The sequence below is a fragment of the Gordonia sp. McavH-238-E genome (assembly GCF_022348225.1).
Lineage (GTDB): Bacteria > Actinomycetota > Actinomycetes > Mycobacteriales > Mycobacteriaceae > Gordonia > Gordonia terrae.
Genome location: NZ_JAKRFE010000003.1, coordinates 423,106 through 448,150 on the forward strand (window position 1 = coordinate 423,106; position 25,045 = coordinate 448,150).

General features: G+C 67.0%; 24 protein-coding genes and 1 pseudogene. 10 read left to right on the forward strand and 15 right to left on the reverse strand.

From position 1 onward, the window contains the following. Positions 1 to 8 precede the first annotated feature (8 nt). The 3 genes from MHN80_RS06225 (at position 9) to MHN80_RS06235 (ending at position 2,848) form a co-directional block, all read left to right on the forward strand. Positions 9 to 893, forward strand: coding sequence for an alpha/beta fold hydrolase (locus MHN80_RS06225; RefSeq protein ID WP_239400296.1), 885 nt, complete (start codon positions 9 to 11; stop codon positions 891 to 893). Between the two features lie 132 nt (positions 894 to 1,025). Further along, on the forward strand, positions 1,026 to 1,520 hold the full coding sequence (locus tag MHN80_RS06230) for an RNA polymerase sigma factor (RefSeq protein ID WP_275447472.1): 495 nt from the start codon (positions 1,026 to 1,028) through the stop codon (positions 1,518 to 1,520). Continuing rightward, on the forward strand, positions 1,517 to 2,848 hold the full coding sequence (locus tag MHN80_RS06235; protein ID WP_239400300.1) for a VOC family protein: 1,332 nt from the start codon (positions 1,517 to 1,519) through the stop codon (positions 2,846 to 2,848). The genes MHN80_RS06230 and MHN80_RS06235 overlap by 4 nt, the downstream gene beginning before the upstream one ends. Positions 2,849 to 3,086: 238 nt before the next feature. Here MHN80_RS06235 and MHN80_RS06240 read toward each other — a convergent pair whose 3' ends face one another. Next, positions 3,087 to 3,560, reverse strand: coding sequence for a DUF1772 domain-containing protein (locus MHN80_RS06240; protein WP_239400302.1), 474 nt, complete (start codon positions 3,558 to 3,560; stop codon positions 3,087 to 3,089). Positions 3,561 to 3,677: 117 nt separating this feature from the next. Between MHN80_RS06240 and MHN80_RS06245 the strand changes: the two genes are divergently transcribed. Continuing rightward, on the forward strand, positions 3,678 to 4,988 hold the full coding sequence (locus MHN80_RS06245; RefSeq protein WP_004020742.1) for a hypothetical protein: 1,311 nt from the start codon (positions 3,678 to 3,680) through the stop codon (positions 4,986 to 4,988). A 215-nt stretch (positions 4,989 to 5,203) separates the two neighbouring features. Then, complete coding sequence (locus tag MHN80_RS06250) at positions 5,204 to 5,968, forward strand: lytic transglycosylase domain-containing protein (RefSeq protein ID WP_239400304.1); 765 nt, start codon at positions 5,204 to 5,206, stop codon at positions 5,966 to 5,968. A 300-nt stretch (positions 5,969 to 6,268) separates the two neighbouring features. On the opposite strand, the gene MHN80_RS06255 is transcribed toward MHN80_RS06250, so the two are convergent. From MHN80_RS06255 to MHN80_RS06270, 4 genes are all read right to left on the reverse strand, one after another. Then, positions 6,269 to 7,561 carry a M18 family aminopeptidase gene (locus MHN80_RS06255; RefSeq protein ID WP_239400306.1) on the reverse strand — a complete coding sequence of 431 codons (1,293 nt, stop codon included), beginning with the start codon at positions 7,559 to 7,561 and terminating at the stop codon, positions 6,269 to 6,271. A 14-nt stretch (positions 7,562 to 7,575) separates the two neighbouring features. Further along, entirely contained in the window at positions 7,576 to 8,256 is a 681-nt protein-coding gene (gene purQ / locus MHN80_RS06260) for a phosphoribosylformylglycinamidine synthase subunit PurQ (RefSeq protein WP_004020745.1), read from the reverse strand. Positions 8,257 to 8,265: 9 nt separating this feature from the next. Then, the gene (purS, locus tag MHN80_RS06265; protein ID WP_004020746.1) at positions 8,266 to 8,505 is read right to left on the reverse strand and encodes a phosphoribosylformylglycinamidine synthase subunit PurS; all 240 of its coding nucleotides are present in this window, start codon (positions 8,503 to 8,505) and stop codon (positions 8,266 to 8,268) included. Positions 8,506 to 8,600: 95 nt separating this feature from the next. Beyond that, positions 8,601 to 9,083 (reverse strand): glutathione peroxidase, encoded by a 483-nt coding sequence (locus MHN80_RS06270; RefSeq protein ID WP_004020747.1) that lies wholly within the window; start codon positions 9,081 to 9,083, stop codon positions 8,601 to 8,603. A 126-nt stretch (positions 9,084 to 9,209) separates the two neighbouring features. On the opposite strand from MHN80_RS06270, the gene MHN80_RS06275 reads away from it, so the two are divergent. Both MHN80_RS06275 and MHN80_RS06280 read left to right on the forward strand, forming a co-directional pair. Next, complete coding sequence (locus MHN80_RS06275) at positions 9,210 to 9,716, forward strand: MarR family winged helix-turn-helix transcriptional regulator (protein ID WP_239400308.1); 507 nt, start codon at positions 9,210 to 9,212, stop codon at positions 9,714 to 9,716. 139 nt (positions 9,717 to 9,855) lie between these two features. Continuing rightward, complete coding sequence (locus tag MHN80_RS06280; protein WP_239400310.1) at positions 9,856 to 11,403, forward strand: DHA2 family efflux MFS transporter permease subunit; 1,548 nt, start codon at positions 9,856 to 9,858, stop codon at positions 11,401 to 11,403. Between the two features lie 69 nt (positions 11,404 to 11,472). Here the strand turns inward: MHN80_RS06280 and MHN80_RS06285 are convergent, their stop codons facing one another. Together MHN80_RS06285 and MHN80_RS06290 are read right to left on the reverse strand one after the other, a co-directional pair. After that, positions 11,473 to 13,656 carry a S9 family peptidase gene (locus MHN80_RS06285; protein ID WP_064569216.1) on the reverse strand — a complete coding sequence of 728 codons (2,184 nt, stop codon included), beginning with the start codon at positions 13,654 to 13,656 and terminating at the stop codon, positions 11,473 to 11,475. Beyond that, entirely contained in the window at positions 13,656 to 14,552 is an 897-nt protein-coding gene (locus MHN80_RS06290; protein ID WP_239400312.1) for a phosphoribosylaminoimidazolesuccinocarboxamide synthase, read from the reverse strand. Before MHN80_RS06290 ends, MHN80_RS06285 begins: the two co-directional genes overlap by 1 nt. Positions 14,553 to 14,613: 61 nt before the next feature. Here MHN80_RS06290 and MHN80_RS06295 point away from each other — a divergent pair, with 61 nt between their 5' ends. Beyond that, positions 14,614 to 14,904 (forward strand): SelT/SelW/SelH family protein, encoded by a 291-nt coding sequence (locus MHN80_RS06295; protein WP_239400314.1) that lies wholly within the window; start codon positions 14,614 to 14,616, stop codon positions 14,902 to 14,904. A 121-nt stretch (positions 14,905 to 15,025) separates the two neighbouring features. On the opposite strand, the pseudogene MHN80_RS06300 reads toward MHN80_RS06295, so the two are convergent. The 7 genes and pseudogenes from MHN80_RS06300 to MHN80_RS06330 form a co-directional block, all read right to left on the reverse strand. After that, positions 15,026 to 16,244 (reverse strand): annotated as a pseudogene (locus MHN80_RS06300) (IS110 family transposase). 343 nt (positions 16,245 to 16,587) lie between these two features. Continuing rightward, positions 16,588 to 16,923, reverse strand: a complete 336-nt coding sequence (locus MHN80_RS06305) for a Rieske (2Fe-2S) protein (protein ID WP_239400316.1) — start codon at positions 16,921 to 16,923, stop codon at positions 16,588 to 16,590. Then, the gene (gene nirB / locus MHN80_RS06310; protein WP_239400318.1) at positions 16,920 to 19,430 is read right to left on the reverse strand and encodes a nitrite reductase large subunit NirB; all 2,511 of its coding nucleotides are present in this window, start codon (positions 19,428 to 19,430) and stop codon (positions 16,920 to 16,922) included. The genes MHN80_RS06305 and nirB overlap by 4 nt, the downstream gene beginning before the upstream one ends. Next, on the reverse strand, positions 19,430 to 19,777 hold the full coding sequence (locus tag MHN80_RS06315; RefSeq protein ID WP_033203836.1) for a hypothetical protein: 348 nt from the start codon (positions 19,775 to 19,777) through the stop codon (positions 19,430 to 19,432). Before MHN80_RS06315 ends, nirB begins: the two co-directional genes overlap by 1 nt. Positions 19,778 to 19,887: 110 nt before the next feature. Beyond that, on the reverse strand, positions 19,888 to 20,241 hold the full coding sequence (locus MHN80_RS06320; RefSeq protein ID WP_239400320.1) for a DUF2834 domain-containing protein: 354 nt from the start codon (positions 20,239 to 20,241) through the stop codon (positions 19,888 to 19,890). 83 nt (positions 20,242 to 20,324) lie between these two features. Then, the gene (locus MHN80_RS06325; protein ID WP_101820373.1) at positions 20,325 to 21,944 is read right to left on the reverse strand and encodes an FAD-dependent oxidoreductase; all 1,620 of its coding nucleotides are present in this window, start codon (positions 21,942 to 21,944) and stop codon (positions 20,325 to 20,327) included. Further along, the gene (locus MHN80_RS06330; RefSeq protein WP_004020056.1) at positions 21,944 to 22,867 is read right to left on the reverse strand and encodes a diiron oxygenase; all 924 of its coding nucleotides are present in this window, start codon (positions 22,865 to 22,867) and stop codon (positions 21,944 to 21,946) included. Before MHN80_RS06330 ends, MHN80_RS06325 begins: the two co-directional genes overlap by 1 nt. Before the next feature lie 189 nt (positions 22,868 to 23,056). On the opposite strand from MHN80_RS06330, the gene MHN80_RS06335 reads away from it, so the two are divergent. After that, positions 23,057 to 23,827: an SDR family oxidoreductase gene (locus MHN80_RS06335; protein WP_239400322.1), complete on the forward strand. Its 771-nt coding sequence runs from the start codon at positions 23,057 to 23,059 to the stop codon at positions 23,825 to 23,827. A gap of 126 nt (positions 23,828 to 23,953) precedes the next feature. Continuing rightward, the gene (locus MHN80_RS06340) at positions 23,954 to 24,877 is read left to right on the forward strand and encodes a hypothetical protein (RefSeq protein WP_239400324.1); all 924 of its coding nucleotides are present in this window, start codon (positions 23,954 to 23,956) and stop codon (positions 24,875 to 24,877) included. An 80-nt stretch (positions 24,878 to 24,957) separates the two neighbouring features. Here the strand turns inward: MHN80_RS06340 and MHN80_RS25880 are convergent, their stop codons facing one another. Beyond that, on the reverse strand, positions 24,958 to 25,044 hold the full coding sequence (locus MHN80_RS25880; protein ID WP_374206312.1) for an IS3 family transposase: 87 nt from the start codon (positions 25,042 to 25,044) through the stop codon (positions 24,958 to 24,960). Between the last annotated feature and the right edge of the window lies 1 nt (position 25,045).

A 25,045-nucleotide genomic window follows, 5' to 3' on the forward strand; every position in this document is an offset into this window, starting at 1 on the left:
GTCTCGCCATGACAACTGCACCGCCGGCCTCCGAGTTGCCGACCGTCGAGCTGCCGTCCGGCGTCATCGAGTACGCCACCTACGGACCCGCCGACTCCGGGCACCCGCCCGTCGTCTTCGTCCACGGTGCCGTCGTCGACCATCGCCTGTGGGAACCGACCGCACTCCTGCTCGCCGAACGCGGATTCAGGTGCTTCGTCCCCCTCATGCCCCTGGGGTCTCATCACATTCCGCTCGGGCCCGGAGCGGACCGGTCACCGCGCGGGATGAGCCGGCTCCTGCGTGAGTTCGTCGCCCGCTTCGACCTGTCCACCGCCACCCTCGTGGCCAACGACTCCGGCGGCGCCATCACCCAGTTCGCCCTCGACGACGACCCACGATTCGTCAGCCGGCTGGTGTTCACGAACTGCGATGCGTTCGATCTCTTCCCGCCGCAGCCGTTCCGCCTGTACTTCGCGCTGATGAGAAAACGATGGCTGCTGAAGCCGCTGGCCGTCGCGATGCGACTGCGCGCGTTGCGCCATTCGGCACTGGGGGTCGGCCTGCTGCTGAACGATCCCGACCCCGAACTCACCGGCTCGGTCTTCGAACCCCTGCAGGACGACGCGCGCATCCGCGACGACTTCATCGCATTCCTGCGAGGCATCAGTCCGGCCGAACTGGCGGAGATCACCCCGCGGATGTCGGGTGTAGACCTCCCGGTCCGCCTGGTCTGGGGACGCGACGACCGATGCTTCACCCCGGCGCACGGACGCCGGCTGGCCGCGGCCTTCCCCGGCGGCGCGCAGTTCATCGAAGTTCCCGACGCGCGGACCTTCGTGTCCCTCGATCAACCGGTGGCCCTCGCCGACCAGATCGCCGAGCTCACCGTCGGCGATCTCGCCTCGCCCTGACCGTCGGGACGGTGCTCGAAGTCGAGCGGTCGAAAGAATTTCCGCCACCGGCGTCGGATTTCGGTGCCGGGCCGCGACGATAGAGATGTGAGCAGCGACCAATCGGTGCCTTCGGCCCGGGGACCAGAGGGATTGCTGGCCGTCTACGACCAGGCACTGCCGGAGGTGTACGGCTTCGTCGTGCGCCGCTGCACGGATCGTCGAACCGCCGAGGACGTCACGTCGGAGACCTTTCTGGCCGCGATGGACTCGGTCCGACGACGCCGCGAGACCGAACCGACCACCCCGTGGCTGATCGGGATCGCCCGGCACAAGCTCGCCGACCACTGGCGACGCGCCCAGCGCACCCCGGAGCCCGTCGACAACCTACCCGACCGCGGCGACGACCCCTGGGACACCGAACTCGACCGGATGGTCGCCCATCACACCCTCGGCCAGCTGTCGCCGGTCCATCGATCGGTCCTGACCCTGCGCTACGTCGACGATCTCCCCGTCGGTGAGTGCGCGGAGATCCTGGGCCGCACGGTCGGCGCGACCGAGGCGCTTCTCACCAGGGCCAAGCGCGCGTTCCGTGCCGCCTATCCCGAGACACAACCCCAGCCCAGCGGGAGGGGAGGTCACGCATGAGTACCCGGAACAGCTCGCGTTTCGACGCGACACGAGATCCGCTGCACGTCCTGAACGCGGCGAGCACCCCGGGCTTCGACGATCCGGTCCGTCCCGACCGCGATTTCGCCGATGCGCTGCGTGATCGCCTCGAGCGCGGGGTGACACTACCCGAAGGAGTCGTCATGGCCACCGCAACACAATTCGACGTACCCGAGACCACGTCGGCCGGTACCGGGGTCGAGACGGAACCGACCGTCGAACGTCCCGGTGCCCTCCCCTATCTCGTCGTCGCCGAACCGCAGGCCGCGATCGACTGGTACGTCGACGCGTTCGGCGCCCGGCTGCGCGGCGAGCCGATCGTGATGTCGGACGGCGTGATCGGTCATGCCGAACTCGAGTTGGGCGGGGGTGCAATCTATCTCGCCGCCGAGTTCCCCGACCTCGGACTCCGGGCACCCGCACCCGGGCAGGTGTCGGTCAGCCTGATGGTCGCCGTCGACGACACCGATGACGCGGTCTCGACGGCCGCCCGCGCCGGGGCCGCGGTCACCCGCGAACCGTACGAGGCCCACGGCGCCCGCACGGCGGTCATCGTCGATCCGTTCGGACACCGGTGGATGCTGAGCGGACCGTCGAAGATCACGACCGCCGAAACGGTCCACCAGGGCGACATCGGTTACATGTCCCTCAACACGCCCGACGCCGCCCGCGCCCGGCGCTTCTACGGCGACGTCCTCGGCTGGGAGTTCGACGTCGAGGGAAGGCGCGTCACCAACGTGGGCCACCGACTCGGCATCTTCGAGACCGACGGTGCGCCGACGATGTTCTGCGCGTATGCCGTCGACGACCTCGACGCGGCCCATGGGCGCATCGTCGCGGCAGGCGGACAGGGTGAGTTCGGCGCCAGTCCTGACGGTCACCGCGTCGTCGACGCCGTCGACGACCAGGGCGTCCGCTTCGCGGTCTACGCCCCCGAGCCCGGCGACGTCCGGCCGCAGACACACCCGCGCGATCCCGGGGCCATGACCTATCTGACGGTGCTGACTCCCGACAGCGGACGCTTCCGCGCGTTCTACGGGTCGGTGCTCGGCTGGACATTCCACGGCGGACGCATCGACGACGGCTGGGAAGTGGACGACTCCCGGCCGCAGGTCGGTCTCGCCGGTGGCGCAGAGAGCTCGGTGGCGGTGCCGATGTGGACGACCGAGGACGTGGTCGCCGCGGTCGAGCGCGTCCGTGCCGCCGGCGGCACGGTGCTCGAGGAACCGAACACCGCACCGTACGGCATCTCGGCGCGCTGCACCGACGACCAGGGCGCACAGTTCTACCTCGGGCAGTTGTTCTGAGTTCCGGCGAGTGGCTTCGACACGGCGCCATCAGCAGAAGACACCACCACGCTGGCCGAGCAGCGTCGACCGAGCGCAGCGAGGCCGCCGCGCTCGTCGAGGTCACCGAGTCGAGGTCACCTAGTGGCTTCGACACGGCGCCTCGACCTCGACGCGCTCCTTCGTCGCTTGCTCGGCCCGGCGGCTTCGCTCGGGGCCGGCTCAACCAGCAGAAAGTCGCCACGCAACCAGCAGAAGGTCACCCCACGAGCACCCCGACGACCAGCACCACCACGGCGGCGGTGGTCAGCACGGAACGCACGATGTTCCACGGCACCCAGACGGCGGTGAATCGCGTCCAGATCCGCACCGCCTCGTCACCGCGAACCGCACCGGCAGCGTCGAGGCGGTTGTTGGCGGGGACGTTGGCGGCCATCGTGATGACGACGCCGAGTGCGGTGAGGATCGTCGCGGTGAGGGCCCACCAGCGAAGGCCCGATCCCCAGCCGGCCCAGACGGTCAGAGCCCCGAACGCCACGCCGCCGCCGAAGATGACCGCGAAGATCGGGTTGAGGATGGCACTGTTCATCCGCTGCATCCCCGCGACCGCCACGTCGGCACCGGCCCGGGTCAGACCGGGGATCACGGCATAGCCGAATCCCGCCAGCACACCGGCGCTGAGTCCGGTGGTCACGATCGCCAGGGTCACCATCACGTCGCGCACCACGTCCATGGGAACAGTCCAGCGCGTCACACGCCGGAAAACCATGACCGGACCGGCGGATTTCCTGCTCCGTCGTCCGACTCCCGACTCCGGACCGGCCACCACCGTCATGGTTGACTCTTATCCATGTCCTCTCGCTCTCGCGTCCGGGCCCTGTCCGCGCGTCTGCCGTTCGGCATCGGGACCATCGTCGTCGTCCTGTGCGCCGCGCTGGTCCTGACCGGCGGCGTGGTGCTCGCGAGCGGCGACGCCCGAACCGACGACGGCGAGTACGCGTACGGAGAGCTGCGCGGATACGAACGCGAACCGGGAACGGCGTGGACGATCGTCGGCCAGGAGGACCTGCCCGACTACTCCGGCGAGGTCACCATCGAGATCGCCGACACCTCCGACGAGGGGTGGCTCATCACGTACCCGTCCGGATTGGGACGCTCGTTCGTGATGGTCGACCGCCGTACCGGAAAATTGCTGTGGGACAACCCGATCAACGCGGGGCAGGGCGACTGCGCGGTCAACGAGGCGGGCCAGGTCGGTTGCGCGGTACAGCTGGGCACCCCGCTCGAGGACGGTTTCTACCTCGTCGACGACGCCGGGCTCCCGACCCGCACGGCGGAGTACCTCGACACCAAGGCCGTCGAGGGTCTCGGCACCAACTTCCTGCGTGTCAACCGGGTCGGGCACCAGGTCACGCTCAACACCCCGGCCGGCAAGAGCATCTGGGCGCGGACGTTCGCGGCGCCGATCGTCGGCATCGACGTCACCGGCGACATCGTGATCATCAAGACCGCCGACGCCAGTCAGCATCTGGTCAACCCGGCCACCGGGGAGGACCGCATCGGCTGCGACCAGTGCTCCATCAGGCTCTACCCGAATGGGGTGACCGTCGACCATCAGGCGTACGGCGAGGAGAAGGTCGTCACCTACGCGACCGTGAACGGGCGGGTCGACGCCGATCCGGTCGCCGAGGCCGACGGCCTGCGCGTGCTGCCGGGGCCGTCGACCCTGCCCGTCCTCAACGCCGCGAACCGGGTGTTCGCCGCGGAAGGCCAGTACGAGGTCCGCGATCCGGCGCGCCCGGGCGCGCTGTGGCAGATCCGCGACGGCGAACTGTCCAAGGCCAATGCCGTCGCGTGCGGCTCCCTCGTCAACTTCGGCCGCCTCGACGGTTCGCGCACGACGTATGCACTCGCCGACGGCACACACGTCGGCAGCGGGCCGCCGCCCGGTCCGCAACAACCGATCCTCGCCAACCCGCGGTGCGTCGGTTCCAGCGGCACCACCATGGTCCTCGTCAATCAGGGAGTACTGACCGGCCTCACCCCGGCCAACACCGCCGCCTGGGAGCGCGGTCTGTCGTCTCCCGGTCTCGTCCGGGTCGTCGACGGATACATCGCCGTCAGCGAGGGCAGCACGTTGTCGGTGCTGCGGCCGAACTGACCGCTTTTGCCCCGATCGTTGCATCGTCAACCGTCTCTGTGGGCCGTCTCACAGAGGACTTTCGGCCCATCGCTCACCTGCAACGACACAAACGTGCCGACGAGTCCAGACCTGAATTGATCACGACAAGGTAACGCTTTGCTCACGGCCGCGTGTACGGTCGGCTCGGTTCCGCAAGCACGAACCACGAGATGTACACGCGAGGTCGATCAGTTTTGGGTAAGCACTCCAAGCCACGGAAGAGGTCACGCACACCGTTGTGGGCCACCGCCCTCCTGCCGGTGGGCGTTCTCGCCGGCGCGGCCACGGCCGGGGCCGAGCTCTCCGGTCACACGTTGGCGCCGACGCCGGTGTCGGCACCCCAGCCCGCGCCCGAGGCCACCACCGCGCCCCCGTCGGTGACGCCGGCCGTCCGAGCGCACCCGATCGCTCCGACTCCCCCGCCGCCACCGGTCCGCCCGGCCAGCGTGACGACCGGTGCGGTCCCGGTGACCAACTACGACGCCTATGAGTCCGCTGCGAAGGCCGTCACGAGCACTCATCCGCGCTGCGGGATCGACTGGAAGGTCATCGCCGGAATCGGTCGCGTCGAGTCCCATCACGCCGATCAGGGCAACGTGAACCCCGACGGGGTGCTGCGCAGCGCGATCTTCGGCCCGCGCCTCGACGGTTCCCTCGCCGGCAACCAGGTCATCGGGGACACCGACCGCGGCGAGCTCGACGGCGACCCGGTCTATGACCGCGCGGTCGGCCCGATGCAATTCCTGCCGTCGACGTGGAAGATGTACGCCGCCGACGGCAACGGCGACGGAAAGTCCGACCCGCAGAACATCTTCGACGCCGCGCTGACCACCGCGAACTACCTGTGCGACGAAGACCTCGACCTGCGGGACTCGTCCTCGCTGGTGACTGCCGTGCTGCGGTACAACAACTCGATGGACTACGTGAACAAGGTCCTCGGGTTCGCCCGCGAATACTGATCGCGCCACCCCGGACGTGCGAGGAGCGTAACCGACGCCCCCACTGCTCCCTGAGGTGCGAGGAGCGATAGCGACGCCCCCACTGCTCCCTGAGGTGCGAGGAGCGTGACCGACGCCCCCACTGCTCCCTGAGGTGCGAGGAGCGTAAGCGACGAGCCACGAAGGGCCTGGTGAGATACCTTGCGGAACCCTTCGTGGCTCGCTCCGCTCGCACCTCAGGGAGCAGAATAACTCGGCGCCAGCTGGCGGTTCGTTCGTGTACCACGACGGCCGCCAGGCCGCAGGTACAGCCTTCGCCCGTCAGTCCTGTGTCAGGAACGCCTGCAGCGCAGCCGAATACATCGGCACGTCGTCGGCGCCCATGAGCTCGCGCGCGGAGTGCATCGCGAGTTGCGGCGCGCCGACGTCGATCGTCGTGAGGCCCGTGCGTGATGCCGTGATCGGCCCGATCGTCGAGCCGCACGGCAGATCCGCCCGGTGGACGTACCGCTGCATCGGCACCCCCGCTGCATCGCAGGCGAGCGCGAAGATGGCTTCGCCCATCGCATCCGACGCGTAGCGCAGATTCTGGTTCACCTTGAGCACCGGGCCGCCGCCGATCGAGATGCGGTGGCCGGGTTCGTGCCGTTCGGGATAGTTCGGGTGGGTCGCGTGGGCCATGTCCCCGGACAGGCAGACGCTCGCCGCCATCGCCCGAAGGAAGTCCGCACGTGATCCGCCCCGCGCCAGGATGATTCGCTCGCAGATCGAACCCAGGAAGTCCGACGCCGCGCCGCGCTCGGAACCGCTGCCGACCTCTTCGTGGTCGAACAGCACCAGCATCTTCGTATTCGTCGACGACCTGGCGTCGAGCAGGGCCCGCATACCCGCGTAGCAGGTGCCCTGGTTGTCCAATCGGGGTGCGCTGAGCAGGTTTCCGTCGGCACCGATGATCGCCGACGGTGCCACGTCGTGGGTCATGAGTTCCCAGCCGAGGAGCGCATCGGGATCGATCCCCGCATACTCCGACACCCAGCCCAGGACGTCGGGCACCTCGTCGCCGATCCCCCACACGGCGTCGACGTGCCGCTGCGGATCGAGCGAGACACCCTTGCGATCCTCGGACAGATGGATCGCGAGCTGGGGCACCCGCACGATCGGCTCGGTCACGTGAACCAGCGTGTGCGCCACCGAGTTTCCCGACCGGTATGCGAGGCGGCCGGACAGGCCCAGATCGCGGTCCAGCCACGAGTTGAGCCAGGCGCCGCCGTAGGGCTCGAGCGCGATCATCGCAACCCCGGCCGACGAACGGTCCGGATGCTGCTTGAGCCGCAGGTTGGGGCTGTCGGTGTGCCCGCCGACGATGCGGAAGGCTCCGGCCTGCCCGGTCTCCCACGCGATGATGGAGCCGCCGCGGATCACGTAATGCCGCGACGACGGCGCGCTCAGGTCGGCTTCCGCCCACTCCTGGTCCTCGAAAAGCCTTGTGTAGCCGGCGTTCTCGAGTTCCCGAGCCACCGTCGCGCAGACGTGGAACGGCGACGGGGACGCATCGACGAATTCTCCGAGCCCACGCGCGGTCGCGCTGGTCGGGATCCGGGCGGACGCACTCATCGGCGAAGCTGCGCTCACACCGAGGCGAGAACCGAGTCGATCACCGAGTAGAAGAGTCCGAGACCGTCGTCGCTCGGACCGGTGAGCGGCTCGGTGGCGTGCTCGGGGTGCGGCATCAGGCCGACGATCCGTCCGTTGGGGCTGGAGATCCCGGCGATCTCGAGGGCCGAGCCGTTGGGGTTGCGCTCCGGGAACCGGAACACGACCAGGCCCTCCCCTTCGAGCTCCTCGAGCTTGCGCTGCGAGGCCACGTAACGACCCTCGCCCGACTTGAGCGGGATCAGGATCTCCGCGCCCTGCTCGAAGCGGGTCGTCCACGCGGTGGTGTTCGACTCGACGCGCAGCCACTCGTCGCGACAGATGAAGTGCAGCCCCTCGTTGCGGGTGAGGGCACCCGGCAGCAGCCCGGCCTCACAGAGCACCTGGAAACCGTTGCAGATACCGAGAATCGGCATCCCCTTGCCCGCTGCCTCGACGACCGAACCCATGACCGGCGCGAACCGCGCGATGGCACCCGCACGCAGGTAGTCGCCGTAGGAGAAGCCGCCGGGCACGATGATCGCGTCGACTCCCTTGAGGTCGGCGTCGCCGTGCCACAACGACACCGGCTCGGCACCGGCGAGCCGGACCGCGCGGGCCGCGTCGACGTCGTCGAGGGTTCCGGGGAAGGTGATGACCCCGATACGAGCTGTCATGGCTGTCCTCTACTCCGCGACGCGCGAGACGTTGAAGTTCTCGATGACCGTGTTGGTCAGGAGTTCTTCGGCGATGCGCTCGAGTGTCGTGTCATCCACCGAGTCGTCGACCTCGAGTTCGAATCGCTTGCCCTGACGGACGTCGCCGATACCGCTGAACCCGAGCCGGCCCAGGGCGCCGACGATGGCCTGGCCCTGGGGGTCGAGAATCTCGGCTTTGGGCATCACGTCGACCACCACTCGCGCCATGGACCGCTCCTCAAATGTCTGCTGGTCGGTTGTCGCCTGATCGGTGATTTCCGATCAGTTCACGCCGGTCAGCTTACCGGGTGCGCCAAATCGCCTCAGAGCACGGATTCGATGGCGGCGATGACCGTCGGGTCGGTGGGCTCGGTGCGCGGACGGAAGCGGTTGACGACCTCCCCGTCGGCGTTGACGAGAAACTTCTCGAAATTCCATTGGATGTCACCCGCCTCGCCGTCGGCGTCGGCGTGCCGGGTGAGTTCGGCGTACAGCGGGTGGCGGTCGTCGCCGTTCACGTCGGTCTTCTCCAGCAGCGGGAACGTCACACCGTAGGTCGCCGAGCAGAAGGTGGCGATCTCCTCGGCGGTGCCGGGCTCCTGTCCCATGAACTGGTTGCAGGGCACTCCGACGACGGTGAGGCCCTTGTCGCCGTACGTCTTCGCGAGCTCTTCGAGGCCGGCGTACTGCGGGGTGAGTCCGCACTTGCTGGCGACGTTCACAACGAGAAGCGGTCCGCCGAAGTCGTTCAGCGAGACGTCGGAGCCGTCGAGGGCGGAAACCGGGATGTCCTTGATGTTGGCCATAGACGCCAGATTAGACGGCGCCCGCCGGTTCATCCGGAGACGTGGGTCACAGGACGTCGTGACGTATGCGCAAGGTCACGCTTAATTGCGTTTCTGCAATAGTTGCATTCGGGTTAGCATCTTCGGGTGTCCGGAGATTGCAGGTCGTACAGCGGTGCCGACGAGTCGGTGAACGCTGCATCGACGGCGCTCAACGCCTTTCTCGAGCGGCTCATCGACCTGGGCCGGCCGGAGACACTGGAGAGCCTGGCAGCCACCGACATCACGTTCTCTCAGTTGCGCATCCTCTCCGCACTCGCCTGCCAGCCCGGCCCGTTGTCGGTGAACGCCATCGCCGATCAGGTACAGCTGTCCCTCGCAGCCGCGGGCCGCACAGTGGACAAACTGGTCGGCTGCGATCTGGTCGACCGTCGCGAGGACCCATCCGACCGACGGGTCAAGCGCATCTCCCTCACCGACGCGGGGCGGCGCTACCTCGAGACCCACCTGGCCGTGAAGCGCGGGACCATCCGGCACTTCGTCGCCAACCTGCCGACAGACATGCGGGACAACCTCTGCACGGCCCTGCGTCCGATCGTCGACGACGCCGTCGACCATTTCTGTCTGCCCTCCGATGGACGGCAGGCCTCATGACCCCTCGCCTCGACATCGACCCACTGATCCCCTGACCGCCTCACTCGACCCCCGCACGGGTCGATCGAGCCCGACAGACGATCACCCCGCGGGTGACCGCGGCACGCTCATCTCTCGTCCGACCGATAGGAACACCCGAATGACTTCATCCATAGGTGGCCACCTGCACGAGGGCCCACCGGACACCAAGCTGGACCGACACGTCCTCATGGTCGCCGGCGTGGTCGTGCTCGGTGCGATCATGTCGATCCTCGACGTCACCGTGGTGGCCGTCGCGCAGAACACCTTCCAGCAGGAATTCGGCACCGATGCCGCGGGCGCCGCCTGGACGGCGACCGGCTACACCCTGGCGCTGGCCGCGGTGATCCCGCTGTCGAGCTGGGCCGCTTCGCGTTTCGGCACCAAGAAGGTCTACCTCGTCTCCCTGGTCCTGTTCACCCTGGGATCGGTGCTGTGCGCGCTGGCACCGAACATCGGGATGCTCGTCGCGTTCCGCGTGATCCAGGGCCTCGGCGGCGGCATGCTGATGCCCATCGGCATGATGATGCTGACCAAGGCCGCCGGACCCGAACGGGTCGGCTCGGTCATGGCCGTCCTCGGTATCCCGATGCTCCTCGGCCCGATCTCGGGCCCGATCCTGGGCGGCGTCCTCATCGAGCAGCTCAGCTGGCACTGGATCTTCCTGATCAACGTCCCGATCGGCATCGGCGCCCTGATCTTCTCCTGGATCGTCCTGCGCGACGACGCCGAGACCAAGCGCTCCTCGATCGACGTCGTCGGCCTGCTCCTGCTGTCGCCGGGCCTCGCACTCTTCCTGTTCGGCATCTCCTCGAGCGCCGAGCACCGGACCTTCGTGACGGCCTCGGTCCTCGTGCCGACCATCGTCGGCGCGATCCTCATCGGCGCCTTCATCTTCCACGCCCTGCGCAAGAAGAACCCGCTGCTCGACCTGCGGTTGTTCGCCAACCGCACACTCAGCATCTCGGTCGTCACCATGGTGCTGTTCATGATCGCGTTCTTCGGTGCGGCGCTGCTGTTCCCGCAGTACTTCATCGGCGTGCGCGGCGAGTCCACGCTGGCCGCCGGCCTGCTGCTGGCACCGCAGGGAATCGGCGCCATGCTCACCATGCCGATCGCCGGCCGCCTCACCGACAAGATGGGGCCGGGCAAGTTCGTACTCGCCGGCATCGTCCTGATCGTGCTGGGCCTGAGTACGTTCATGTTCCTCGGCGCGGACACGTCCTATTGGCTGATCTGCGGGTCGCTGTTCGTGCAGGGTCTCGGCATGGGCATGACGATGATGCCGATCATGTCCTCGGCGCTGGCCACCCTGAAGAACTCCCAGGTTCCCGACGGCTCGACGCTGCTCAACGTGATCCAGCAGTCGGCGACCTCGATCGGTACCGCGGTGATCTCGGTGATCCTGGCCAGCAGCCTCGCGAGCCGCCCCGAGGCGGGACTGGCGATCATGGCCAACACCTCCGACGCACCGTTGCCGCCGGGAGTGCCGGACCCGCTGCCGCAGTCGTTCTTCGAGACAGCCGCAGACGTGTTCTCCAACACGTTCACCATCTCGGTTGTCCTGATCGTGCTCACGCTGATCCCCGCGTTCTTCCTGCCCCGCAAGAAGATCGCCTCCCAGCTGACCGAAGAGGACTTGGACCGCGGGCCGATCATGATGCACTGATCTCTGGTTGACATCACAAAGCCCCGTCCGACGTGAAGTCGAACGGGGCTTTGTGTGGTTTCGACAAGCTCAACCAGCGGAGGTGTCGAGCGCACCCGACTGCTGGAGGATCCACGCCAGCTCGAACGCGACCTCTTCCCACTGCTTGTAGCGTCCGCTGACGCCGCCGTGACCGGCCGACATCTCGGTCTTGAGCAGGACCGGATTGTCGGAGGTCGTCTTCTCCTGGAGCCGCGCAACCCATTTCGCCGCCTCGGTGAACAGCACCCGGGTGTCGTTCAGCGACGTCTGCGCGAGGATGGGCGGGTACGGCTTGGCGTCGACGTTCTCGTAGGGGGTGTAGGTCTTCATGTACCGGTAGACCTCGGGGTCGTGCAACGGGTCACCCCATTCGTCCCACTCGATCACCGTGAGGGGCAGCGACGGATCGAGGATCGAGTTGAGTGCGTCGACGAACGGCACCGACGCCAGGATCCCGTTGAACAGCTCGGGCGCCAGGTTGGCCACCGCGCCCATCAGCAACCCACCCGCGGACCCGCCCTCGGCGACCATCTGCTGCGGCGTCGTCCACCCGGCGTCGACGAGATGGCGGGCCGCCGCGACGAAGTCGGTGAAGGTGTTGCGCTTGCTGAGCTCCTTGCCGTTCTCGTACCAGTGGCGACCCATCTCGCCACCGCCACGGATGTGGGCCAGGACGAACACCATGCCGCGGTCGAGCATCGACAGTCGCGCCACCGAGAAGTACGGGTCGATGCTCGCCTCGTAGGAGCCGTAGCCGTACAGCAGCAACGGCGCGGGTGTGGCGGCGTCGGTCTCCTTGCGGCGCACCACCGACAGCGGGATCCGGGTGCCGTCGTCGGCGACGGCCCACTCCCGGGACTGGACGTAATCGGCCGGGTCGTAACCGCCCAGCACCGGCTGCCGCTTGAGCAGGGTCCGCTCACCGGAGGCGACGTCGAGTTCGAACAGTTCGGCCGGCTCGATGAAACTGCCGTACCCGATGCGCAGCTTGGGGGCACGCCATTCCGGGTTGGCCCCGAGGCCCGCCGAACTCAGCTCCTGATCGAAGGTGACCTCCCGGAAGTCCGACTCGGCCGGGATGCCGTCGATCTGTCTGAGGTCGGCGATCGCCAACCGCGGCAGCGCATCCCGGCGGTAGGACAGGACCAGGTAGTCCGCGAAGGCGTCGAGGTCCTCGATCCGGCGCTGCGGATCGTGCGCGATGAGCGGTCGCCGGTCCGACGGGTCGGCAACCGGCGCGAGATCGATGGCGAAGTTCTCCGCCTTCGCGCCGTCGCGGTCCTCCCCGGCCCCGACTCCGTTGTGGACGATGACCAGGTAGTCGGCACCGTCGATGACGGCATGCTCGACGCTGTACTCGACGCCTTCCACTCGTGGTGCGACGCTGCGGAATTCGCCGGTGGGATCGTCGGCGGCGAGCAGGTAGCTCTCCGACGTGATCTTCGAACCGACGCCGATGACCAGGAACTTGTCACTCCGCGTGGTGCCCATCCCGACCCAGAACCGTTCGTCCGGCTCGTGGAAGACCTTGACGTCCGATGTCCCGGCGCCGATGTCGTGGCGCCACACCGTGTCCGGACGCCACGCGGCGTCGACCGTCGAATAGAAGACGTGCCGGGCGTCCGCCGACCAGACCGCCCCGCCCGAGGTGTCGCGCACCTCGTCGGGAAGCAACTCGCCACTCCGAAGGTCTTTCACCCGCAGCGTGTATCGCTCGTCTCCGACGACGTCGATGCTGTAGGCGAGCCAGTTCCCGTCGTCGCTGACGGTCAGCGCGCCGAGGCTGAAGAAGTCATGGCCCTCCGCCTCGACGTTGGCGTCGAGCAGGATCTCCTCGCCGGGCAGCGGGTCGTCGCCGACCTCCGGCGGGGTCCAGTCGTCGTCGGACCGGATCGGACACCGGCAGGACGTCGAATACTGTTTGCCCTCATGGGTTCGCCCGTAGTACCAGTATCGGCCGCGCCGGTTGGGCACCGACATGTCGGTTTCCTTGGTACGACTCTTGATCTCGCCGAAGATCTGGGTGCGCAGGTCCGCCAGCTGGGCGGTCTGCGATTCGGTGAAGGCGTTCTGTGCCTCGAGGTAGGCGATCACCTCGGGATCGTCCTTGTCGCGCAACCATTCGTAGTCGTCGACGAAGGTGTCACCATGGTGGGTGCGCTCGGCGGGCACCTTCTTGGCGACCGGCGGGGTCACCACCGGAGCGGTCGCGTCCTGCTTCTCGTCGGTCATCAGATCACCTCTGCGTCGGGCCAGTCGGCGAAGGACTTCTGCGAAATCCATTCGTAGGCATCGATATACCGTTGTCTCGTACGCTCCACGACGTCGTCGGGCAGCGTCGGCGGCGCGATGTCGGACGCCCGGTCCCATCCGGATTCCGCGCTCGTCAGCCAGTTCCGCACGATCTGCTTGTCGAAGCTCGGCTGCACCCTGCCCGCCTCATAGGTGGCGGCCTCCCAGTACCGGGACGAGTCGGGGGTGAGCACCTCGTCGGCGAGCACGAGCTCGCCGTCGGTCCCGCGGCCGAACTCGAACTTGGTGTCGGCGAGGATGATCCCGCGCTCGGCGGCGACCGCCGCGCCCCGCGCGTAGATGTCGAGGGTTGCCGACCGCAGTGCCTGCGCCAGCTCCTCCCCCTCCTGTTCGACGACCCGCTCGAAACTGATGTTCTCGTCGTGTTCGCCCTGCTCGGCCTTGGTCGCCGGGGTGAAGATCGGCTCGGGAAGCTTGCTCGCCTCCGACAGACCCGCGGGCAGTTCGACGCCGCACACAGATCCGGTCGACTGATAGTCGAGCAGGCCCGACCCGGTCAGATAGCCGCGGGCCACACATTCGACCTGCACCATGGGCAGACGGCGGACCACCATCGAACGACCCACGACCGGTGCCGGGATGCGGTCGTCGGTGGGACCGCCGGCCAGGTGGTTGGGTACCCCGAGCTCGTCGAACCAGTAGAAGCTCATCGCCGTCAGGATGCGCCCCTTATCTGGGATCGCGGGACTGAGGATGTGGTCGTAGGCCGAGATCCGGTCGGACGCCACCAGCAGCAGGGTGTCGGCGTCGATCTCGTAGATCTCGCGGACCTTCCCCGACGCCAGATGACGGTAGGTCTGCAGTTCAGGACGCATGGACTCGACCCTAGAGGGTCACCGGGGCGCCTGCGGCGGCAGGCTCTGACATTCTGGACCGATGACTGCACCCCACATCACCATCACCTACTGCACACAGTGCAATTGGCTGTTGCGGGCGTCGTGGATGGCCTCGGAACTGCTGAACACCTTCGGCACCGAGATCGGCTCGGTGACACTCGTCCCCGGCACCGGCGGCGTGTTCGTCATCGAGGTCGACGGCACCCAGATCTGGGAACGCAAGCGCGACGGCGGCTTCCCCGGCGCTCCCGAACTCAAGCGACGGGTCCGCGACACCGCGCTCCCGGACTGGAATCTCGGCCACTCCGACGCCGCCGCCGCCCCCGAGTGACCCGCAGTCGACAGAAACGCCCCACTGCTCCCTGATCCGAAAGAAGCGGCCCCCCCTCTGCTCCCTGAGGTGCGAGGAGCGCAAGCGACGAGCCTCGAAGACATCCCAGGGGTGCATGGTGTCAAGCGGCGAGGGTGGTGCGGTGGTTCCAGGCGGTGTGTTCGTTGTAGAGGGTGCGGTGGGTGAGGCAGCCGTGGAGGATGCCGATGAGCCGGTTGGCGACTGCACGCAGTGCCTGGCTGTGGGACTTCTTCTGGTCGCGGAGGCTGTCGTAGTAGGAGCGGGCGCCAGGACTACCGGTCAGGGCACTTTGCGCCATCCGTAGGGCGGCGTCGTTGAGTCGGGTGTTGCGGATATGGCGGGCCAACACGACGTGTCCTTTGCCCGAGGCGATGGTGCGTGGTGAGGTGCCGGCGTAGTTTCTGCGAGACTTGGCAGTGGCATAGCGTTCGGGGTCGTCCCCGAACTCGCCGAGCATCCGGGCGCCGGTGATGTCACCGACTCCGGGCATGGACAGGTAGATCGCGGCGTCGGCGATGCGCTCTAAAAGACTGGGACAGACTGGTTTCGAGTTGACCGATTTGGGTGTTGAGCGCGGCCAGCATTTCCACGGTCGCTGTCACGGTCGCGGCATAGGCTGCGGTGAGCGCCTCGGGTGCACCCAGGTGGCCGCTACCGCGTAGGGCGTGCTGGATGTCGCGGGCACGGGTGTCGATATTGCGTTGGCGGCCGCCCTTTTTCAGAGCCGATCGGATCGCTGCGACCGACAGTGCCGCGCCCTGTCGGGGCGTTGGTGCGCGCCGCAACACCGCCAGGCAGTCTTTGTGGGCGAGGTCGTCGCCGAAGGCATCGACCGCGGCCGGGTAGTAGGCGCCGAGTTGGGAGCGCAACACATTCTGTTGCGCTGAACGCGCCCACACCAGGTTCTGGTGGGTGCGGGCCATCACCGTGATCGCGTCGGCGGCGACGGTGTCGGCGGCGACGAGGCGATGGTTGTGTCGGTCGGTGCGCACCAGATCAGCAAGGGTTTTCGCATCGGCCTTGTCGGATTTGGTGCCCCCGACGTGGTGGCGGTCGCGGTAGCGCGACACTGACAACGGGTTGATCGCGAACACCTGATAGCCCGCGGCGGCCAGGGCGGTGACCCACATGCCGTGATCGGTTTCGATACCCACCACCACCTCGGCAGGATCCTGCACATACCGGGCGAGTAGTTCGTGCATCGCGGTGGCACCGGCAGCGGTTTCGGGTATTCGGCGGGTGGCCAGGGTGGTGCCGTGCTCATCCATCACGCACACGTCGTGATGATCTGAGGCCCAGTCGTTGCCCACAAAGATCATGACAGTCGTTCACCTCGTCTTCGGTCGTCTCGACGATCTCGATGTGAACCTTGCGGGAGTCACCCTGGACGCGGCCTAATGGATCAGTGCTCACCCAGATGTTTCGGGGGCACGACATCCCAGAAGCGTTCGAGCGGGTGATCCCTCCCGGCCGGGCCACGGTCTTCGAGTAGAAATCCGACACCGTTTCAGGGCCTGGCAGTGGTCACCGACCAGGAAGGCTCACACGACCAGCATCCCCTCCAGGACACCGATCCACCCCCATTAGGGTCTTGGTGAGATGAGTCGCCAGACCCTTCGAGGCTCGTCGCTATCGCTCCTCGCACCTCAGGGAGCAGTGGGGTCAGGGAGCGCTATCCAACCACAGAACGATGTCCCCGTCCCGCTCCTCGACCCGGTACGCGCCGACGGAACCGATTCCGTCCGTGATACATCGACCGTCGGCGAGGCCGAAGGCGTACTGGTGCAACGGGCAGACGACCCTGCCCAGATCGAACTGGCCATCGGCGAGCGGTCCGCCCCGGTGAGGACAGACGGCGTCGGTGGCGCGCAGGGACCCGTCGGTCAGCCGGAACACCGCGACCTGTCTGTCCTGCAGCGCATATGCCCGACCCTCGCCGATCTGCAGATCCGCGATGGGACCGACGACGACGCCGGCGTCCACCGACACGCTGGTCATCGGACCGGCACCTGGGGCAGCGGAAGCAGCGGCAGCGCCGACGTGAACTGCGCGGGTGATTTCGGCTCGGCGCGATCGAGCCAGGGATCGACGTAGGCCTCGACTGCGGCGTCGATCCCCTCCTGCAACCCCGCCACCAGTCCGTCACGGTCGTCGACGATGATCGCGCGGAGTTCGTCGATGCCGATGCGCGGCACGAATGCGTATGTGCGCTCCAGCCACTTGCCCTGCTCGCGGTAGTACTGGATGAAGAGGCCGCACAGGCGGATCACCTCGGCGGCAGACTCCACCGTCGCAAGGAGGTCGCCCTTGCGGATGTGCGCGCCGGCAGCGCCACCGACGTAGATCTCCCACTTGCCGTCACCGATCGCGACCACACCGAAGTCCTTGCACAGCGCTTCCGCGCAGTTGCGCGGACAGCCGGTCACCGCCAGCTTGAGCTTCGCCGGCGACTCCAGCCCCTGGTACCGGGTCTCGATGTCGATGCCGAGTTGCGTCGAATCGCCGAGTCCGAATCGGCAGTAATCGGTTCCGACACAGGTTTTCACGGTTCGGAAACTCTTGCCGTAGGCGTACCCCGACGGCATGCCGAGATCTTCCCAGACCTTCGGCAGGTCTTCCTTCTTCACGCCGAGCAGGTCCAGTCGTTGTCCACCGGTCGCCTTGATCATCGGTATCGAGTACTTCTCGGCGACGTCGGCGATCTTGCGCAACTGATCGGGCGAGGTCACCCCGCCCTTCATCTGGGGAACCACCGAGAACGTGCCGTCGCGCTGGATGTTGGCGTGCACACGGTCGTTGACGAACAGTGCACCGGGTTCGCGCTTCCAGTCCGAGCCCCAGATGATCCGCAACAGCGATGCGAGCGGCATCTTGGCCGTCGCGTCCTCACCATCGGGTGCGAGTTTGTCGAACACCTCGCTGACCGACCGGAGGTTCTGCCGTCGGATGGCGGCGATGAGTTCGGGTTTCGTCAACGGGATCGCCGGTACGTACCAGTCGGCCGAAGCGTCGGCGGTGAGCGCGTCGCCCGCGGCCAGTTCGACGATGTCGGCGACGAGACCCTTACAGGACCCACAACCCTTGCCGGCGCGGGTCTTCGCACACACATCCCCCACGCTCGTGCACCCCGACGCGACGCAGGCCACGATGTCACCTTTGGTGACCCCGTTGCAGTTGCACACCTGCACGTCGTCGGCGAGTTCGGCCGCCCCGGTCTCGGCGCTGGGCGTGCCCAGGTCGAACAGCATCGAGATGCGCTCGTCCGGCAGCGGGACCTTGTCGTCGAATGCCTGGGTGAGGAAATTGACCTTCGAGATGTCCCCCAGCAGCATCGCTCCGATGAGCTTGTTGTCGCGGACCACGACACTCTTGTAGACGCCGTTGCGCGGTTCGTAGAACTGGACGAACTCATCGTCTTCGCGTTCGGGGCCCTTGACACCCATGGCCGCGACGTCGACGCCGGCGACCTTGAGCTTGGTGGTCAGGCGCGAACCATGGTACTCCGCAGCCGGATTCGCGCCCGTCAGCACGTCGGCGAGCACCACCGCCTGCTCCCACAGCGGCGCGACCAGTCCGTACACCTCGCTGCGGTGCTGCGCGCATTCGCCGACCGCGTAGATGAACGCCTCGTCCTCGCAACGCATCTGATCGTCGACGACGATTCCGCGTTCGACGACCAGGCCCGCGCCGCGGGCGATCTCGACGTTGGGGCGGATGCCGGCGGTCACGACGATCATGTCGGCGGGCAGCGAATCCCCGTCGGTGAAACCGACGCCGGCAACGGTCCCGTCGTCGTTGCGCAGTACCGCGGTGGTCCGCTTGCCGGTGTGGACACCGACCCCGAGCGCTTCGATCTGGTTGCGCAGCACCTTGCCGCCGCGCTCGTCGAGTTGCTGGTTCATCAGATGCCCGGGCGAGTGGACGACGTCGACGGCCAGCCCCTGCGTCCGAAGGCCATAAGCGGCTTCGAGTCCCAGCAGTCCACCGCCGATCACCACCGCGCGCACGTCGTCACGAGACGCCGCCATCTGCATCATGCCGTTGGTGTCCTCGATGGTGCGGAAGCCGAACACCCCGCGCGCGAGCCGTCCGTCGGACTCGCGCAGCCCGTCCATGTTCGGGAAGAACGTGTGTGACCCGGTGGCGACGATCAGCACGTCGAATCCGATGATCCGTCCGCTCGCGCAGGTCACCGTCTTGGCGAACCGGTCGATCGACTCGGCACGATCACCGGAGTGGAGAGTGACGTCGTTCTCCCGGTACCACGCCATCGGGTTGAGCATCAGATCGTCGTCGTCGACCGCGGCCTCACCGGCCAGCACGTGACTGAGCATGATCCGGTTGTAGTTGCCGTACGGCTCATCGCCGATCATGGTGATGTCGAACTGATCCCGGCCTCCCCGGGAGATGATCTCCTCCACGGTGCGCGCGCCGGCCATGCCGTTGCCGACCACCACCAGCCTGCGGACCGCCTCCCGGTCAGGCGTCGCGTTCTCGCCGCCCATCAGAAGACGACCATCCCGAAGTCGACGACGACCTCGCCGCTCGCCCCCTCGGGCGCGGCGAGCAGGAGTTCCAGTGTGCTGTCGGGTTCCACGTCCTCGACGACCCGCAACGGCACATTGACCGACGACTTCGCCCCCATGGGGAACATCCGCATCGGGGTGCCGTCGCGCACGAGGGTCACGCAGATGAGTTCGTCGGAGCTGTTACCGCCGCGAAAGTACAACGGCTGAGCCGTCATTCCCGACGGCACGACGAAGGTCAGTGACGCGTCGATCGGCCCCGGCTTGGACAGACCCGAGCCGGCGAACGCATGGACACCCTGCAAAAAACGTGGAGTGCTCGACATGTCGCCACTATCCGCGAGGCGCATGAAATGCGACTTGCCTCGGTGTTACGGCGACGTTGTCTGGTTCTCACCGAGCCGGACCGACGAGGAGAGCGTCGACGGGACGGGCGTTACCGCGAAACCAGTGCACGCTCCCGCGCGAGGAAGAAGAACGGGATCGCGGTGGCGATACCCACCCCGAAGGTCAGCACCACCGACGCGGCCCACCACGGCAGTATGCGGAGCCGGCGGGCTTCGGCGAAGGCCCACAGGTGAAAGCCGATGACGACGAAGGTGAGGTCCACCATCGCGAACCGGCCCGGAGTCGTCCTCAGGATGTCGCCGACGAAGAAGTCCTTCACCGACTCGGGACCGTTACTTCGTACGTAGGGAATCGCGATGGCGTTCTGGGTCACCAGCGCAGCCACGAAGACCACGAGCAACGATCGCTCGCGCCACTTCTGGTCGGTATCGGTCGTCGTCATCGCGCCTCCCTCGACATGCACCGAACCCCGATCGTGCCACGGTCGAGCGTCGGCGCGGAGGGATTCCGCGCCGACGATGGACCTCAGGTCCGGCGCCACCCGGCGGCGCCGACCATCTCGGCGACCTGGGTGAACTTCACCCGCGGCCGCCCCTGCTCGAGGCCCCGACGCCGTTCACGTCGATCGATGGCACGCATTCCGCGGTAGCCGATCACCGTCGCGACGCGCTTGCGGACCAGGGCGCCGAACGCACCGGGTTCGCGTTCGGTGCGTCGGAGACGTCCCGCCGCGGCATCGGCGAGGAAGTCCTCGACGGTTCGCGTGGCACACATCTTGTTGGCGCCGATCCCGCCGCTGGGTCCGCGCTTGGCCCAGCCGAGCACATAACCGCCCGGGATGATCGCGCCCGTCTCGTCGACGAGGCGGCCGTCGACGTTGCTGAAGACTCCACGCGCATCGTCGAAGGTGAGCCCGGGAATCGGGGTCGAACGATAGCCGATCGAGCGCACCACGAGATCGGTCGCGATGTGGTGACGTCCCTCGCCGGTGCGGACCGTGACGGACTCGACCTGCGAATCACCGGTGATCTCTTCGGGGCTGCTGTGGAACAGGAACACGATTCGGCGGCGATTCGGATCGGCCGGCTCACGGAACCTGGAGAGGTCGGCACCGTCGACCTCGTCGATGACCTCGACCTCGACGCCCGGGATCTCCGACAGCGCACGGTATTCGGCCGCGGTGTAGGCCGCCGAGGCCTGATCGCGACGACCCAGCAGAACCACTTCGTGCACGTTCTGCTCGGCCAGCAGGTCCAGCGCACGGTCGGCGATGTCGGTGGTGGCCAACAGCTCCGGCGGCGACACCAGGATGCGCGCGACGTCGAGAGCGACGTTGCCGGTACCGACGACGACCGCGCGGCCCATCGCCGGGTCGTCGGAGGTTCCGCGACGCAACGGCGGCCCGGCGTCGACGCCGGGCACCCCGTTGTACCAGGCCACCAGATCGGTGGCCGAGGTCGAGCCCGGAAGGTCCTCGCCCGGAATGCCCAGTCGCCGTGACTCACTCGCGCCAACCGCGTAGAACACGGCGTCGAAGTGCTCGGCCAGTTCGGCGGGCGTGATCTGGTCTCGACCGTCGCCGATGGTCACGTTGGTGAGCATCGTGACCCGGGGATCGCGGTAGAGCAGGTCGAAGCCGCGGAGCACGCCCTTGGTGCCCGGGTGATCCGGGGCGACCCCGGCGCGCACGAGCCCGCCCGGCGTCGGGAGTTTGTCGATCACGGTGACCCGCGCCTCGGTCCGATCGAGCAGCGTGCGCAGCGCGTAACCGCCGGAGGGCCCGGTGCCGACCAGCGCGACGCGGAGTCCCGCAGGCAGTTTCGGCACGTCCGGATAGGTGACCGTCGACTCCGAGTCCTCGCCGATGGGCGCCCAGCCCGACCGGACATCCGGGTTGTTTTTGTAGAAGTCCGCGTTGATGTCGATGAAGACCTTGTCCCGGGTGCCGAGCTTGTCGGCGGGATAGATCGCGTCGACCGGGCAGGCGTCGGCGCAGGCGCCGCAGTCGATGCACGCCTCGGGATCGATGTGCAGGATGTCGGAGCTGCCGAAGCCGCGCTCCTCCGGCGTCGGATGGATGCAGTTGACCGGGCACACGGCGACGCATGCCGCGTCGCTACAACATGATTGGGTGATGACGAACATCAGAGCATGTGCGCTTTCCGGTAGTACCGCATGGCCGGCTTGGTGAGCAGTCCCACCTCGTCGAGGAATTCCATGAGGTGGGCGCAGCTGCTGCGGATCATCGAGTGGAAGTGCGAATTGCTGCGCATCTCCCGGACAGCACGGTCGACGTCGAGTCCGGCGTCGGCAAAGGCCTTGGGCTGCACCAGACTCGTCACGATGAAGTAGGCCCCGACGGCGACCGCGAATGCGCTGAACTGGCGGCGCGCCCAGCTGACGCCCTCCAGGGAGTCACGGACCTCTTCGCGCGCGAACTTCATGTGGCGCGACTCTTCGAGGACGTGGATCTCGTTCACGGTGCGGATGAAGTCGAGCACCCTGTCGTCGCGCATGCAGCCGCGCTGGAAGACGTCCAAGACCTCTTCGGCGACCAGGATGCCGGCGTAGGCGACCTCGTTCTTCGCGGTCTGCATGAAGATCTTGCCGAGGCGCGAGACCTTCTTCGACGGGTGGTAAGAGGCGCCGACCATCTTCTCCGACGCCTTGGCGAACATCAGCGAGTGCCGGCACTCGTCGGCGACCTCGGTGAGCGCGAACTGGAACTCCGACCCGTGGTAGTCGCCGAGGTACTGATCGCGGATGACCATCTCCTGCAGGATCATCTCGAACCAGATCCCGATGTTCATGATCGACGCGAACTCGTGGCGCGTCACCGAGATGCGCTGCTCCTCGGTCAACTCGTCCCAGTACGCGGTTCCGTACAGCGAGGACCACTCCGGGCTACACCCGTACTTGGTGGGGTCCATCGGCTTGGACCAGTCGATCTCGGTCATCGCGTTGCGTGACAACCGGGCGGCCGATGCCAGCAACCGTGCCGAGACCTCTTCGGTTCCCTGGTCACGCAGACTGATGACGTTCTCGGATCGTTCCATCGCGGCGGTCATGGAGCACTCGCTTCCCGGTCGTCGATCGTGACAATGATCGATGTAATGACAATGCGTGTTGTCAAGATAGCACCGCCGTGTGACCGAGTAAACGAATCGACGAATATACTCACCGGTAAGTTCGACACCGAGCACAATCGTCGCAGGTCATCGACGTCCAACTGTTCTGTTCACCGACTAGGAGTTCGCATGCCTTCCATCTTCATCACCGGCGGCGCCGCCGGAATCGGTCTCGCCACCGCGGAACGTTTCGGCCGCGAAGGATGGACCGTCGGCGTCTACGACGTCGACGTCGACGCGCTGGCGAAGGTGAAGGCAGACCATCCCGACTTCATCACCGGCACCATCGACGTCCGGGAACCGGAGCAGTGGGCCGAGGCCCTCGCCGAGTTCACCTCGCACACCGGCGGCACACTCGACGTCCTCGACAACAACGCCGGCATCCTCCACGAGGGCCAGATCGACCACATCTCGCCGGATCAGATCAAGCGTCAGATCGACATCGACGCCCTCGGCGTCGCGCTCGGCGCTCAGGCCGCGTACCCGTACCTGAAGAAGACGCCGGGCGCGCATCTGGTGAACATCGGATCGGCGTCGGCCATCTACGGCCAGCCCGGCATCGCGGTCTACTCGGCCACCAAGTTCTTCGTCGCCGGCCTCACCGAGGCACTCGAGCTCGAGTGGGAGCACGACGACATCCGCGTCGTCAGCATCTGGCCGCTCTGGGCCAAGACCGCGCTCGCGACCGGCGGCGCGAAGTCGACGAAGACGCTGGGCATCCGTATCACCCCCGAGCAGGTCGCCGACAAGATCTGGGAGTCGGTGCACCCGACCCGCCAGGACAAGCTGCTGCATCGCACCAGCTACTCCGTCGGCACGCAGACCCTCGTCCTCCAGAACGCCGCCAAGTTCATCCCGAACTTCCTCAACCGGACCGTCAACAAGTACATCGCCCAGTAGTCCCGCACCCCCGCAAACCCACCCCTTTTCCAGAAACCCACCGCGCTTAAACCTGGTGGGTTCACGGAAAAGGGGTGGGTTTGTCGGAAGTTGGGTCCGGACGGGGCGTTCGTGCGTCTGACACGTATGGACCCACCCACCGACCCGTACGGCCTGATCCTCCGCAGCGAGACTGCCGGCACCCACATCAGCGATGAACAGCTGCAGCGCATGGTCAGTACCAAAGCTCTAACGCGGCTCTGGCCGGGTGCGATGGCCGACTTCACCGCGGTGAGCGAACTCCACGCCATCGAGAAATACCGCTTGACCGTCATCGCTGCGGCCAGGGCGGGACGACCCGGTCGGGTCGTGAGTCACGCTTCCGCCGCTGCCATGCACCGGTTGCCGATGCTGTGGCCCGACCTGTCGCAGGTTCATGTGACGTCGCCGAGAGTCGGGAAACGGGCCAGGAACATCGTCAGACATCAGGCCGCCGTCGACCCCCAGGACATCGAGGTCATCGACGGGGTCACGGTGACGTCCATCGAGCGCACGGCGTGCGATGTCGCCCGACTGGGAACCAACCGGCAGGCCCTCGCGGTGCTCGATGCCGCCCTTCGACGCGACGCCGATCCGGACCGGATGAGACAGATCCTCGACTCGTGCCGAGGATTCAAGGGGGTCGAGATGCTTCGCCGAGCGATGGCGCACGCGAACGCGTCGTCGGAAAGCGTCGGCGAGTCCCTCAGTCGTGCAGTCATGCTCGAGTTCCCCGACCTACCGGTACCGCGACAACAGGTGGAGATCGTCGACGACCACGGCAGGTTCATCGCTCGCGTCGACTTCTTGCTGACCACCAGGGTGATCGGCGAGTTCGACGGCATGATCAAGTACAGCGGCGGCGTGGGCAACGAGCCCGCCTGGCAGACGGTGGTCAAAGAGAAGGCGCGTGAGGACAAGCTCCGCGCGCAGGGGTACATCGTCGTCCGGTGGACCTGGCCGGACCTCGCCGACAAGGCCCGCTTCTACGAGCAGATCACGAAGGCGCTTCGACTCGGCGGATTCGAGTGACCGGCAGACCCACCCGTTTTCCGCAAACCCACCGCACTCGGTGGACTGGTCCCCAGGAGTTGGACTGGTAATTCGGGAGGTTACGCCACGAGGGTCTGAGTCCGGTATTGCACCGGGCTTAGACCCTCGAGGCGTTCGGAGGTGCGGTTGTGGTTGTACCACTGGATG